Below are 13,806 nucleotides of genomic sequence, written 5' to 3'. Positions count from 1 at the left end.
AGTAGCCAGGAACGAGGGCCTAGGAACGAGGAACGAGTAAACGCAACAGCGCGCGAGCTGCTGCTTTGCTGTTGCTCTCACTTGTTTCTGGTTCCTGACTTCCAGTTCCTGACTTCTTCCCGTTTGCGCTTTGCAGCAATCACGTGTTTGAAGCATGAAGTATCTAGGAACGAGGGCCTAGGAACGAGGAACGAGTAAACGCAACAGCGCGCGAGCCACTGCTTTGCTGTTGCTCTCACTTGTTTCTGGTTCCTGACTTCTCGTTCCTGACTTCTTCCCGTCTGCGCTTTGCAGCGGTCACGTGTTTGAAGCATGAAGTATCTAGGAACGAGGGGCTAGGAACGAGGAACGAGTAAACGCAACACCGCGCGAGCTGCTGCTTTGCTGTTGCTCTCACTTGTTTCTGGTTCCTGACTTCTCGTTCCTGATTTCTAGCTCCTGGCTTCTTCCCGGCTGCGCTTGATCATGTACATGGCCTGGTCGGCCGCATGCAGCAGGGCATCCACCTCGGCGCCATCCGCGGGGTAGGCAGCCACGCCGATGCTGGCCGCGATGGCCAGGGTGAGATTTTCACCATCACGCATATAGTGCATGGGTGCCTGCAGGGACTGCGTCACCCGCTCCATCAGGCGATGGGCGTCGTTGATGTCATCGAGTTCTTCCAGCACCAGGGCGAACTCATCGCCGCCCAGGCGGGCCACGGTGTCGTTCTCGCGCAATGCACCGCGCAGCCGCGCGGACAGCTCGATCAGCACCGCATCGCCGGCAGCATGACCCCAGGTGTCGTTGACTTCCTTGAAGCGGTCCACGTCCACGTACACCAGCGCGAACATGCCGCCATGGCGCTGCGCACGGTGGTGCGCGCTCTCCAGCCGGTCCATGAACAAGGCGCGGTTGGGCAGGCCGGTGAGCATGTCGTGCATGGCCAGATGGCGCATTTCCTGCTCCATCTGCTTGCGCTGCTCCACTTCGATTTCCAGTTGGCGGTTGCGCGCGGACAACTCGCTGAGCGCGTCACGCAGCGCCACCCGGTGCCGGTACAGTTCCAGGAATACCTGCACCTTGGACAGCAGGATGGTCGCTTCCAGCGGCTTGGCCATGTAGTCGACCGCGCCGAAGCCATAGCCCTTCAGCCGATGCACGTCATCGGCATAGGTAGCCGTGACGAAGATGATCGGGGTCTGCCGGGTGGATTCTTCCTGCGACAGGATCTCGGCCACTTCAAAGCCGTTGATGTCCGGCATGTAGACGTCCAGCAGCACCAGCGCGAACTCGTCGTCGAGGGTGGCCTTGAGCGCATCGTTGCCCGATGCCGCCTCGACCACTTCCACGTCGAGCTTGGCCAGCACCCGCCGGATCACCAGCAGGTTGGCGGGGTTGTCATCCACCGCCAGGATCTTCGGGCGCGGCGGCGGGGACGGCTTGGCTACGAACATAAGGCTTCCAGCAAAAGGGAAATATCAGGCAACGGCAGGCAATGATCGGCACCGCCAAGCTGCAGCGCGGCGCGCGGCATCACCGGGACCTGCGCGGTATGGGGGTCCTGCACGATGACCGTACCACCGCCCCTGCGCACCCGCGCACAGCCCTCGGCGCCATCGGAGTTGGCACCGGTCAGCAGCACCGCGATGAGGTGTTCCCCCCATACTTCGGCGGCGGATTCAAACAGCACATCGATCGACGGGCGCGAAAACGCCACCCTGGGATCCACGCTCAGCGCGAAACGGCCGGTCCGTTCAAGCAGCAGATGATAGCCGGAGGGCGCCACGTAAATGTGATGAGGTTCCGGTTGCTGGCGTTCTTCGGCCTCGCTGACCGCCAACCCGCTGCGGCTGGCCAGCAGCTCGCAGAACACCCGCATGTCTTCCGAACCGCTGTGGCAGACCAGCACCATCGGCACCGGCAGCGGGCCCGAAAGCCCGCCCAACAGTTGATGCAGGGCCGCCAGCCCGCCGGCCGAGCAGCCAACCACAATTGCCTGTGGTGGCAGCCCGGAAGCGGTTCTCAAAGCAGCCCCGCGGTATTGCGGTACAGCCGCAGCTCGGCGTCGATCGGGGCGAAATCACGCGCACTGGGGGCAAACCGGATCGACTCGCGGTTGCCCAGGCACAGGAAACCACCGCGGCTGAGGCTGTTGCGGAACAGGCCCAGCACCCGGTCCTGCAGCGCGTCGGAAAAATAGATCAGCACGTTGCGGCACAGGATCAGCTGCGCCTCGCAGAAGACCCCGTCGCAGACCAGGTTGTGGTTGGCAAAGGTGACCCGTTCCTTCAAGCGTGCATCCAGCTTCATGAAGTCGTAGCGGGCATGGTAATAGTCGGACAACGTGTGGCGGCCACCGGCGGCCAGGTAGTTCTCCGAATACAGCCTTGCATCACGGATCGGAAAAATGCCTTCCTGCGCCTTGGCCAGGGCTTCGTCGCTGAAATCGGTGGCGTAGATCTGGCAGCGGTCGTACAAGCCGGCTTCCTTGAGCAGGATGGCCAGCGAATAGACCTCCTGCCCGTGCGCGCAGCCGGCCTGCCAGATGTTGATCTGCGGGTAGGAGGCCAGCACCGGGAAGACTTCGTCGCGCAGTTTGCGGAACACCGCCGGGTTGCGGAACATCTCCGACACCGGCACCGACAGCTTGGCGATCACCTGCGGCACCATCTCGTCGTCACGCAGCACGCGCGCGGTCAGCTCGCCGACATGGGCCACGTCCAGGGTCTGCACCAGCTGCAGCACGCGCCGCTTCAGCGACGACGGCGCGTAGCCGCTGAAGTCGTAACCGTGGCGGCGCGACATGGCGTGGATGAAGGCATCCACCTCGATGTCGTCCACCTCGTCACGGCTGGTCGGGGCGGTGGTGGGCGCTACTTTTGCAGCCATACGCGCATCATCGACAACAGCTTGTCCAGGTCGACCGGTTTGGTCAGGTAATCATTGGCGCCGGCATCCAGGCACTTGTCGCGGTCGCCATGCATGGCCTTGGCGGTCACCGCGATGATCGGCAGGTTGTTCCATTCGGGCAGCTTGCGGATCTCGCGGGTGGTTTCGTAGCCGTCCATGCCCGGCATCATGATGTCCATCAGCACCAGCTCGATGGACGGGTTTTCCTGCAGCTGCTGCAGCGCCTTGTAGCCGTCCTGGGCCATCGACACGTTCATTCCACGCGCGCGCAGCGACTTGGACAGGGCAAACAGATTGCGCATGTCGTCATCGACCAGCAGCACCTGGCGGCCGCCCAGATTGTTGTCGTCGGACGGCGTGGCATTGGCGCCGCGCGAGCCGATGCTGTGCAGGAACAGGCTCACCTCGTCGAGCAGGCGCTCGGGCGAACGCTGGCCCTTGATCACGATGCTGTCGGTGTACTGGCGCAGCTTCAGGCTGTCCTCGCGGCTCAGGTCCTGGCCGGAATAGATCACCACCGGCGGCACCGCCACCAGCGTCGCTGCCTTCTCCAGGAATTCGATGCCGGAGATGCCACCGAGGTTGAGGTCCAGCACGATGCAGTCATAGCTGTGGGTGGCGATGCGCTCCAGCGCTTCCTCACCCGAGGCGACCTGATCGATGTCGACATTGTCGGCCTGCAGCAGGCGGGTCAAGGCCAGCCGCGAATCCGGGTCGTCGTCCACCAGCAGCAGCTTGCGTACGATCTTGCCGGCCACATCCAGCAGGTGGTCGAACGCGGCCACCAGCGCCTTGCGGTCCACCGGCTTGGTCAGGTAACCGACCGCGCCCAGCGCCACGCCCTTGGCGGCCTCATCCACAGCGGAAATGAAGTGCACCGGGATGGCCGCGGTGACCGGATCATGCTTGAGATGCTGCAGCACCGACCAGCCGTCCATGCCCGGCAACATCACATCCAGCAGGATGCCGGTGGGGCGGTAGCGGCGCGCCAGTTCCAGGCCGCTTTCGCCATCGGCGGCGGCAAGTGCGCGGTGGCCCTTGCGACGGATCAGGTCGACCAGAATGCGGGCGAAGGCCGGGTCGTCTTCGACGGTGAGGATCACCGTTTCGCCGGCGGCGATGGCGTGGCGATCATCGGGAATCCAGTCGATCAGCTGCGCGGTGGCGACCCGCGCCGGGCCCGGGGTGGGCGCCGGGCGGTATTCGCCGGCCGCCTGGCTGGCGGCCATGGCATTGGTGAGGCCGGCCGACAGCAGCGGCAGCACCAGGCTGAAGCTGCTGCCCTTGTCCTGCTCGCTGTCGACTACGAGCTGGCCACCAAGCAACTGCGCCAGGCGCCGCGCGATAGCCAGGCCCAGCCCGCTGCCACCGTAATGGCGGCTGGTGCTGGAATCGACCTGTTCGAAGGCCTCGAAAATCGACTCCAGGCGTTCTTCGGGAATGCCGATGCCGGTATCGCGCACGGTCAGCGCCACATGCAGCTCGTCGCTGGCGGCACCGATGCGGGTCAGCATGGCCGCATCGGCCATCGCCAGACGCAGCGTGACCGAACCTTCGCGGGTGAACTTGAAGGCGTTGCCGAGCAGGTTGTTGAGCACCTGCTGCAGCTTGGAACGGTCGGTGACCAGTGCCTCGGGCATCGATGCATCGACATCGATGGAGAATTCCAGCCGGTTTTCCATCGCCATGTGGCGGAAGTGACGGGTCACCTCGCGGGTGATGGCATCGACCTTCACTTCCTCGCGGTGCACGTCCATCTTGCCGGCCTCGATCTTGGACAGGTCGAGGATGTCGTTGATCAGCCGCAGCAGATTGGAGCCGGAATCGTGGATGACCGCGGCGGCCTCCACTTCCTCCACGTCCAGGTGCCCGCTTTCGTTCTCGGCCAGCTCCTTGGACAGGATCAACAAGCTGTTGAGCGGCGTGCGCAGCTCATGCGACATGTTGGCCAGGAAATCGGTCTTGTACTGGCTGGCGCGCGCCAGCTCCTGCGCCTTGAATTCGGTCTCACGCTGCAATACCTGCAGCACGTCCTTCTGCTCGTTGAGCACCTCGGTCTTCTGCCGCAGCTCTTCGTTGGAGGCCTGCAGTTCTTCTGCCTGCACGCGCAGTTCTTCTTCGGACGCGGACAGGCGCTGGGCCTGCTCCTCCAGTTCGACGGTCTTGCCCTGCAACTCTTCGTTGGTGGCGCGCAGCTCTTCTTCCTGGGTCTGCAAGGCCACCTGCGAGCGCTGCAGCTCCTCGGCCTGGGCGCGGGTGTGATCCAGCAGCTGCTGGGTTTCCTCGGCGCGGCGGATGTTGTCCAGGCCCAGTGCCACGGTCGGCAGCACGCTGTCGATGAAGGCTTCCTGGGTGGCACTGAAATGGCCGAAGGTGCCGAATTCGAACACCCCCAGCAGGCGCCCCTTCAACAACAGCGGCACCGCCAGCAGATGGCGCGGCTGCGCCTCGCCCAATGCCGAGTGCACACCGAAGAATTCATCCGGCACCTGCTGCACGCTGATGCGCTTGCGCTCCAGCGCAGCCTGGCCGATAAGGCCATCGCCCAGCCCGTATTGCAGGCCCAGGTGCTTGCGTCGCTGGAAACCATAACTGCCCTGCAGCTGCAGCTTCTGCTGCTTTTCGTCCCAGGCAAAGAACACACCGATCGGCGCATCGATACGCGGTGCGATCTGCGACACCAGTGCCTGCGCGTATTCGTCCGGGGTCTGCGCGGTCTGCAGTTCAGCGCCCACTTCGCCGACCCCGAACTTGACCCAGTTGGCGTCACGCGCAGCCAGCGAGTTGCGCCGGAACACGTCCATCGCGCGCGCCATCTCGCCAACCTCATCCTTGCGCTGCAGGTTGTCGATCTCCACGTCCAGGTCATCGTTGGACAGGCGCGTCATCTTGTCGGTCAGGCGGTTGATCGGCTTGACCACCAGGCGCGAGATCATCCACAAGGTACCGATGATGATCAGGAAGCCCATCACCAGCAGCACCAGCGAAATCCGGTGTGCGCGGGCGATCCAGTCGCTCATCTGGCCACGGTCGCTCAGCAGTTGGGTCACTTCGGCGTCGTAGATTTCATCCAGCGCCTCGGCCAGCCCATTGCCCTGGCCACCGTTGCTGAGCGCATGCAGCTGGTCCACTGCGGCAAGCGGCTGCGCCGTGATGGCCGGACGCAGCACCGAGGCGACGCTGCTGTCCCAATCGCGTGCCTGCAGCTGCGCCCGCCGCAGTCGCTCGGCCATCGGCCCGGTACCGGCGGCGACCAGCGCCGCGGCCAAGGCCGCATCACGGCGCTGGGCTTGCTGGTTCATGGTCTGCAGGTGCCGCTCGCCGTCGCCCAGCAGGTAGTTGCGGATCGCAATCTGCTGCATGCGCACCGACTGGATGGCGTCCTCGACCTGGCGGATCACCTCGATCTGCACGCCTTCGCGGCGGCGTGCATCGTCGTCCTGCCCCGAGGTGCGGTAGCTGACCACGCTGGCGGCCAGGAAACATAGGAACACCAGACCGAAGGCCGCCAGCATCTTGGTCAGCAGCGGCACGTTGTTGATCCAGCTTTCTTTCTGTTGCGTCATGCAGGTGTCCCCCGGGGTGCCACCACGCCTGCCATCCGCGCGGCCTCTATTCACGGAAAATAGCGCAGATTGCGGGCAGCTGCCTGCCTGCGCTGGTTCAGGGCGCGGCGGTCTTGCCCTGGTCGCGCGGCTGCAGCCAGCGCGCCGCGTGTATGCCCAGCTCGTAAAGGAAACACATCGGAATGGCCAGCATCAGCTGCGACACCACATCCGGCGGGGTCAGCACCGCGGCCAGCACGAAAATGCCGACGACCGCATAGCCGCGGCCCTCACGCAGCTGCTGTGGCGTCACCCAGCCCAGCAGGACCAGGATCACCATCGCCACCGGCAGCTCGAAGCTGGCACCGAAGGCAAAGAAGATGGCCAGCACGAAATCCAGGTAGGCGTTGGCGTCCGGCGTGATCGCGATCACTTCCGGGCGGAACGTGGTGAGGAAATGGAAGACCGCCGGCAACACCAGGAAGTAGGCGAATGCGCAACCGATGTAGAACAACGCCACCGCCGAGCCCAGCAAGGGCACCGCCAGGCGCTTTTCACGCGCGTACAGGCCCGGCGCGACGAATGCCCAGGCCTGGTACAGCAGCCACGGCACGGCCACGAACAGGGCGGCGAAGAAGGTCAGCTTCAGCGGTGCGAAGAACGCACCGGCCGGGTTGGTGGCAATCATCGATTGCCCGGCCGGCAGCTGCGAGATCAGCGGCGTGGCCAGATGGGTGTACAGGGTGCGCGAAAACGGCATCAGCGCCAGCAGCACCACACCCAGCCCGAGCAACCCGCGCATCACCCGCGAGCGCAGTTCGATCAGGTGCTCGATCAGGCTGCTTTCGTTGAAATCCGCACTCATGGGGTCCGCTCCGGGCTGGCCGCCGATTGCCCATCCAGCGCCGGCACATCGCCCAGCGGAATGCTGCGGTTGAACCCGGCCTCGCCGGGCGCGGCCTCGTCACTGCCGGCGGCGGGTTGCGCAGCCACCGGCTGCACGGCCTGCGCGGCCGATTCATCCGCCACCACGGGAGTGAGGGTGCGCGGCTCGATCACCCGCTCGGCAGCCGATTCGGGCAACTCCACCGCGCGCTTGAACGCATCGGCCTCGTCGCGTACCTGCCCGGCCTGATCACGCAGCCCGGACTCGGCCTGCTGCATCGACTGGCGCACATCCTGCAGGTTGCGCTTGATCTCTTCGGCGTGCAGCTCGCGCTCGAGTTCCTGCTTGACCGAATCCCATTGGTTGCGCGCACGGCGCACCCACAGCCCGGCAAACCGCGCTGCCTTGGGCAGGCGTTCCGGGCCGAGGACCACCAAGGCCACCACTGCGATCAGCAGCAGTTCGCTGAAGCCGATATCAAACACGTCGTGCGCCCGGAATCAGCGCGCGTCGCGCTCGTGCTCGGCCTGCTTTTCGGCGCTCTTGTCGGCATCGCGCGATTCGTCGCTCAGCTGTGCAGCCGGCTTGTCCTCGTCACGCATGCCCTTCTTGAACTCTTTGACCGCACTGCCCAGATCCTTGGCGCCGCTCGTCAACCGCTTGGTGCCAAACACCAGCAGCACGATGACCAGCACGACCAACCAGTGCCAGATGCTGAAACTGCCCATGATCTGCTCGCGTTATCTATGTGGAGGTTGTTGAGCATAGCGCACAAGGTATTGCCTGATCGCTATGCCAAAGGTCAGTTGCCGCCGTCCAGGCTTTCGGTCCGGATTTCACCTTCCGAAACCGGCTGAAAGCCCTGCTGTGGCGCGGGTTCGGCTGGCACGTGCTGCAACGGCGCGGTGGTCGCGGTGTCGCTGCCGACGGCCGTGGCGGCGGCCGGAGCCTGAACACTGACTGCATCGCTGCGCGCGGCACTGGCTGCAACCGGCGCCGCGCTGCCCTGCGTGCCGCGCTTTTCACGCGCGGCATAGGTGGATTCTTCCAGGCGGTCGCGGAAGGCGACCACATCGGACGACGGCGCGGTCGTCAGGCGTCCTTCCAGGATCATGCGCGGCGTGGTGTTCTGGCCGTAGGCATCCAGATTGGCGGCATCGTCGATCTGCAGGGCCGCGCCGTCCAGCGCCACGCCGGCAAACAGGCCACGGGCACGCGACCAGGACCAGATTTCAGCCTTGAGCTGGCCATCGGTGGCCGCCGCCGCGCTGCGACCGACCGGGCCGGCAGCGACGCCGGCATCGGCACCCAGGGTGAACTTGCCGTTGACGATGTTGTCCAGGCTGCGATCGTTGCGGAACACCAGGATCACGTCGGAGGACTGCACGCCGGCCTGGAAGCCGATGCTGCCGCCGGTGAGCTTGATGAATACGGGATTGGACCAGCTGCCATCGGCTGTTTTCACCGACATCAGGCCATGACCACGGCGCCCGCCCAGCACCAGCCCGGCCTTGATCGTGTCCGGAATGACGATGATGGCGCGGCCTTCATCGAGCAGCTTGTCAGGAATGGCCTGCTCGGGGATGTCCTGGATTTCATTGAGCACCCGCACCGCATTGCGGGCGCGCTGATCTTCCTGCGGACCGGCCACGGCAGTGGTGGACAACAGGCTCGCGGACAGCAGCAGAACAAGGCACGGCAGGCGGCGCATGGGTAACTCCGTAGGTCGATGCGTAGGAAGATAGCGCAAGTGCCTGAAATTAGTAGTGCGGCTATGAATAGAGGGGGAATGGGGGCGGATATGCAGGAACCGCCCCCTCCCTTTGGCGAAGCCAAGGGGAGGGCTGGGGAGGGGTGGCTTTTGGCCTTGGCCGGTAAAGCCCCCTGCCGAGCATGGCTCGGCACTACCTCCCTTCTGCGCGCATACCTGCGAAAATGCCCGGATGTCCGACGCACCCACTACCGCGCTGCTCGCGGTCAATCTAGGCACGCCCGAGACCCCGACCGCTCCTGCGGTGCGGCGCTATCTGGCCGAATTTCTCAGCGACCCGCGCGTGGTGTCGATCCCCGCCATCCTGTGGAAGCCGCTGCTGTACGGGCTGATCCTGCCGCTGCGCAGCGGCCGCTCGGCACAGAAGTACGCGCAGGTGTGGCTGCCGGAAGGCTCGCCGCTGGCGGTCTACAGCCGCCGCCTGGCGCAAGCCATGCAGCAGCAACTGCCGCACTGGCGGGTGCGCGAGGCGATGCGCTACGGCGAACCGGCCCTGTTGAAAGCACTGGACGCCCTGGCCGCCGAAGGCATGCAGCGGATCGTGGTACTGCCGCTCTACCCGCAATACTCGACCACCACCACCGCCTCCATCGAAGACCGCGTGCAGCAATGGCAGGCGCGCAATCCGAAGGTGCTGGTGCAGACCATCCGCGACTACGCCGAAGACCCGCGCTGGGTGGCCGCCGTCGCCGCCTCCATTGCCGACTACTGGGCGCAGCACGGCCGTGGCGGCAAGCTGGTGTTCTCCTTCCACGGCATCCCGCAACGCGTGGCCGATGCCGGTGACCCCTATCCGCAGCGCTGCGCCGCCAGCGCCCAGGCCATCGCCACCGCCCTGGGACTGGCCAGCAGCGAGTGGGAGCTCACCTATCAATCGCGCTTCGGCCGCGAACGCTGGTTGCAACCCTATGCCGAACCGCGCCTGTGGGAACTGGCGGAGAGCGGCATCCAGACCCTGGACGTGGTCTGCCCGGGCTTTGCCACCGACTGTCTGGAAACCCTGGAAGAAGTGCAGATCGGCTTTACCGAAACCCTGGCCGCGCGCGGCGCACGCATGCGTTACATCCCCTGCCTCAATGACAGCACCGCACATGCCGCCGCGCTGGCGGCGCTGGCGTCGGCACAGCCGGCATGAAGGCAACCCCGTTTGAACTGCAGCTCGACGGTGTGCGCATCGCCGGCCTGCGTGCCGGCAACCCCGCTGGCCTGAAGGTACTCGCCCTGCACGGCTGGCTCGACAACGCGGCCAGCTTTCTGCCACTGGCCGCGCAGTTGCCCACGCTGGACCTGGTGATGGTCGATCTGCCCGGCCACGGCTACAGCGACCACCTGCCGCTGACCACGCCTTACACCACGCCGCAGGCCATCGTGCAGACCCTGGCCATCGCCGATGCGCTGGGCTGGGACCGCTTCGTGCTGCTCGGCCACTCGATGGGCGCGGCGATTGCCAGCCTGGTGGCGGCGGTGGCCGCAGACCGGGTGCAGGCATTGGTGTCGATCGAAGCGCTGGGCGGGCTGACCGCACCGGCCGGGGAAACCGTGCAGCGCCTGCGCACCTATGTGGACGCAATGCTGAAGCTGGATGCCAAGCAGCTGCGGGTCTTTCCCGACCTGAGCGCACCGGTACGCGCGCGGATGATGGTCAACCAGCTCAGCGAGGGCTCGGCGCGGCTGCTGGTCGAACGCGGGGTCAAACCCGTCGACGGAGGCTGGAGCTGGCGCAGCGATCCACGGCTGATGCTGCCCACCGCCATCCGCATGACCGAGGAACAGGTCTGCGATGTGGTCAGCGCCATCCTCTGCCCGGCGCAGGTGATCTACGCCACGCCGGCCCAGGCCTACTTTCCGGAACCCGAACGCAGCCAGCGTGCAGCGCTGCTGCGCGACGGCCGCCTGCACACCCTGCCCGGCCATCACCACGTGCACATGGACCAGGCCGAAGCGGTCGCCGCAATGATTCGCGACTTCATCGCGGAATTGCCTGACGCCACCTGAAAATAAAACCCGATAGTTGAACTATCGGGTTCAGTAGTAGCTCCGCCAGCCGATAAGCTGGTGTTGCCGTAACCGAGAAGATGTCCCGCAGCCCCGCGACGGGTGCTGCGCGCCCCACCATCGCATGCTCCCCTGCCCCGCCCTCCGGCCCGGTTTGATCACCGGCCTGGTCCTGCTCGCGCGTTCGCCGGCCGGGACCGTGCGCAACGCCGTCGTGTTCGGCCACCGCCCCGGCGGTGAAGAAACCGGAGTCCGCGCGTGGTGGGAAGGGCGACTGCGGCGACCAGCACTGGCGGCCCACCCGCACACGCACTACGCCGGACACCGGCCAGCACGCAGCGGCCGCTTTACGTCGGAGCAACCGCGCCCAGCCGGGCGGCGTGTGCTGATGGCACTACGTCGCCCCCTGCTCCCCATTGCCTCACGGCCGCGCAGTGCGCTGGCCCATCACCGCCGCGCTGCCCGCAGCGTGTTGCCCCTCGTTGCGCCGGCTGACCACAGCCTCGTCCCGCTTTTTTCTCCCCGCTGTTCCTGTTGAACAGGAGTTCCCGATGTCCATTCATCCCCTCGCCGCGCCACCCCTTTCCGATGCCTATTACATGCAGCTGGCCCGCGCCGCGGACCGCCTGTTCCTGTACTTCGGCCTGATTCTCGGCCTGTCGTCGCTGGCATTGGCGCTGTGGTCGGGACGCTGGTTGCCATTGTTCGTCGCTACCGTGCCGGCACTGGTGCTGATGGCAGTGCAGATCAAACTGGCGCCGGGCAGCCTGCGCAGCCGGATCACCGTCGCGCTGATGTTGATGGTGCTGGTCGCAGCCACCATCGAGCAGGCCAACGGGCTGCTGGAAATGCACTTCGGCGTGTTCGTGGTGATCGCGCTGCTGCTGTATTACCGCGACTGGATACCGGTGGTGGTTGCCGCGACGGCGATAACCGTGCATCACCTGGCCTTTTACTGGATGCAGGCCCGCGGCCTGCCGGTGCACGCCTTCGCCGCCGGCGGCAGCGCCGGCACGGTGGCGCTGCATGCGCTGTACGTGCTGGTCGAAACCGCCTTCATCAGTGCGATGGCGGTGCAGCTGCGGCGCCAGGTGTTGATCCTGGGCGCGTCACCGGCGCAGCTGCAGACGATGGTGGATGCCATCGCCAGCGGTGACCACCACACCGACGTTGGCGGGGCACGGTTTGCGCCAGGCACCCTGGCCGAGGGCGTACTGCGCATGCGCAACCAGCTCGGCGAACGCCACCGCCAGGAAGACGCACTGAACCGGGAAAACACCCAGATCCGCGCCTCGCTGGACGCCTCGCGCACCGGCATGATGATTGCCGACAACGAGCACATCATCCGCTACGTGAACCGCTCGGTAGTCGCCCTGCTGCGAAACCAGCAGGACACACTGCGCAAGGCCTTCCCGGATTTCAACGTCGACACCCTGATCGGCAGCAGCATCCATCGCTTCCACGCCAACCCGGCACGCATCCGCGGCATGCTCGACCAGTTGAAGAAGGTGCACAACGGCCAGATCACGATCGGCCCGGTGCATTTCAGCCAGGTGGTAACACCGGTATTCAACGCCGACGGCAGCCGCAGTGGTTTTGCGGTGGAGTGGCATGACCGCACCCAGGAGCTGCAGCTGGAAAACAGCGTGGCCAACATCGTCGCGGCCGCTTCCGCCGGCGCCCTGGACCAGCGCCTGCAGTCGGTAAGCGAGGCCGGCTTCATCCAGACCCTGACCACCGGCATCAACCAGCTGCTGGAAGTGGTTGCCACCACCACCGGCGAGCTGCGCGCGATGCTTTCTGCGCTGGCTGCCGGTGATCTGGATCACCGCGTGCAGGGCGACTATGCCGGCGATTTCGAGGCGATGAAGGTGGATGCCAACCTCACCGCCGAGCGCTTGACCGGCATCGTCGGCCAGATCAAGCAGTGCTCGCTGGCAATCAATAGCGCCGCACGCGAACTGGCCGCAGGTAACGACGACCTGTCGCAACGCACCGAACAGCAGGCGGCCAATCTGGAAGAAACCGCCGCTTCGATGGAAGAGCTGACCTCGACCGTGCGAGAGAATGCCGCCTCGGCCCGCCATGCCAATCAACTGGCGGTGGGCGCGGCGGACGTGGCCGTACGCGGCGGTGATGTGGTCGGCCAGGTGGTGTCGACGATGCGCGCGATCGAGCTGTCGTCCAAACGAATTGCCGAGATCATCGGCGTGATCGACGGCATCGCCTTCCAGACCAATATCCTGGCGCTCAACGCCGCGGTGGAAGCCGCACGTGCCGGCGAACAGGGCCGGGGCTTTGCGGTGGTGGCTTCAGAGGTACGCAGCTTGGCACAGCGTTCGGCCACGGCCGCGCGCGAGATCAAGGAGTTGATTGTCGACTCGATGGGCAAGGTGGATGACGGCGCCGCGCTGGTCGCGCAGGCGGGCAGCACCATGAGCGAGATCGTCGGCTCGGTGCAGCAGGTCAGCGACATCGTCGCGCGCATCGCCGCCGCCTCGCAGGAGCAGTCGGTCGGCATCGAGCAGGTCAACCATACCGTCGTGCAGATGGACGAAACCACCCAGCAGAACGCGGCGTTGGTGGAAGAAGCCAGTGCCGCGGCACGCTCGATGGAGCAGCAGGCTGATGCGTTGGCGGAGGCGGTTTCGGTATTCCGTTATTCGGCTGAGGGTGGGGCTGAAGGGGTGCGGCGGGTGGGGTGAGGCTGGTTGTTG

Annotated in this window: 11 protein-coding genes; 3 read left to right on the top strand and 8 right to left on the bottom strand. The window is 65.5% G+C overall.

Going from position 1 to position 13,806, the window contains the following annotated elements:
* Positions 1-431: 431 nt before the first annotated feature.
* From BCV67_RS10165 to BCV67_RS10130, 8 genes are all read right to left on the bottom strand, one after another.
* Entirely contained in the window at positions 432-1,436 is a 1,005-nt protein-coding gene (locus tag BCV67_RS10165; protein WP_062170704.1) for a diguanylate cyclase domain-containing protein, read from the bottom strand.
* Positions 1,427-2,008, bottom strand: coding sequence for a chemotaxis protein CheB (locus BCV67_RS10160; RefSeq protein ID WP_231732408.1), 582 nt, complete (start codon positions 2,006-2,008; stop codon positions 1,427-1,429). Before BCV67_RS10160 ends, BCV67_RS10165 begins: the two co-directional genes overlap by 10 nt.
* Entirely contained in the window at positions 2,005-2,871 is an 867-nt protein-coding gene (locus BCV67_RS10155) for a CheR family methyltransferase (protein WP_062170706.1), read from the bottom strand. The genes BCV67_RS10160 and BCV67_RS10155 overlap by 4 nt, the downstream gene beginning before the upstream one ends.
* A complete protein-coding gene (locus tag BCV67_RS10150; RefSeq protein WP_062170708.1) occupies positions 2,856-6,458 on the bottom strand; it encodes a response regulator in 3,603 nt (1,200 codons plus the stop codon). Before BCV67_RS10150 ends, BCV67_RS10155 begins: the two co-directional genes overlap by 16 nt.
* Positions 6,459-6,555: 97 nt before the next feature.
* A complete protein-coding gene (gene tatC / locus BCV67_RS10145; protein ID WP_062170710.1) occupies positions 6,556-7,302 on the bottom strand; it encodes a twin-arginine translocase subunit TatC in 747 nt (248 codons plus the stop codon).
* Positions 7,299-7,808, bottom strand: coding sequence for a Sec-independent protein translocase protein TatB (tatB, locus tag BCV67_RS20515; RefSeq protein ID WP_231732409.1), 510 nt, complete (start codon positions 7,806-7,808; stop codon positions 7,299-7,301). The genes tatC and tatB overlap by 4 nt, the downstream gene beginning before the upstream one ends.
* Positions 7,809-7,823: 15 nt before the next feature.
* Positions 7,824-8,051 (bottom strand): Sec-independent protein translocase subunit TatA, encoded by a 228-nt coding sequence (tatA, locus tag BCV67_RS10135; RefSeq protein WP_062170712.1) that lies wholly within the window; start codon positions 8,049-8,051, stop codon positions 7,824-7,826.
* A 74-nt stretch (positions 8,052-8,125) separates the two neighbouring features.
* The gene (locus BCV67_RS10130) at positions 8,126-9,034 is read right to left on the bottom strand and encodes a lipid-binding SYLF domain-containing protein (protein WP_062170714.1); all 909 of its coding nucleotides are present in this window, start codon (positions 9,032-9,034) and stop codon (positions 8,126-8,128) included.
* Between the two features lie 232 nt (positions 9,035-9,266).
* On the opposite strand from BCV67_RS10130, the gene hemH reads away from it, so the two are divergent.
* The 3 genes from hemH to BCV67_RS20620 all read left to right on the top strand — a co-directional run bounded on the left by hemH (position 9,267) and on the right by BCV67_RS20620 (position 13,794).
* Positions 9,267-10,229: a ferrochelatase gene (hemH, locus tag BCV67_RS10125; protein ID WP_062170716.1), complete on the top strand. Its 963-nt coding sequence runs from the start codon at positions 9,267-9,269 to the stop codon at positions 10,227-10,229.
* Positions 10,226-11,089 (top strand): alpha/beta fold hydrolase, encoded by an 864-nt coding sequence (locus BCV67_RS10120; RefSeq protein WP_062170718.1) that lies wholly within the window; start codon positions 10,226-10,228, stop codon positions 11,087-11,089. Before hemH ends, BCV67_RS10120 begins: the two co-directional genes overlap by 4 nt.
* A 551-nt stretch (positions 11,090-11,640) precedes the next feature.
* Positions 11,641-13,794: a methyl-accepting chemotaxis protein gene (locus BCV67_RS20620; protein WP_062170720.1), complete on the top strand. Its 2,154-nt coding sequence runs from the start codon at positions 11,641-11,643 to the stop codon at positions 13,792-13,794.
* Positions 13,795-13,806: the final 12 nt, after the last annotated feature.

This window comes from Stenotrophomonas nitritireducens, from assembly GCF_001700965.1.
Taxonomy (GTDB): Bacteria; Pseudomonadota; Gammaproteobacteria; order Xanthomonadales; family Xanthomonadaceae; genus Stenotrophomonas; species Stenotrophomonas nitritireducens_A.
Note: the sequence above shows the minus strand (reverse complement) of the source record. Positions and strands in the feature narration are given on the sequence as shown.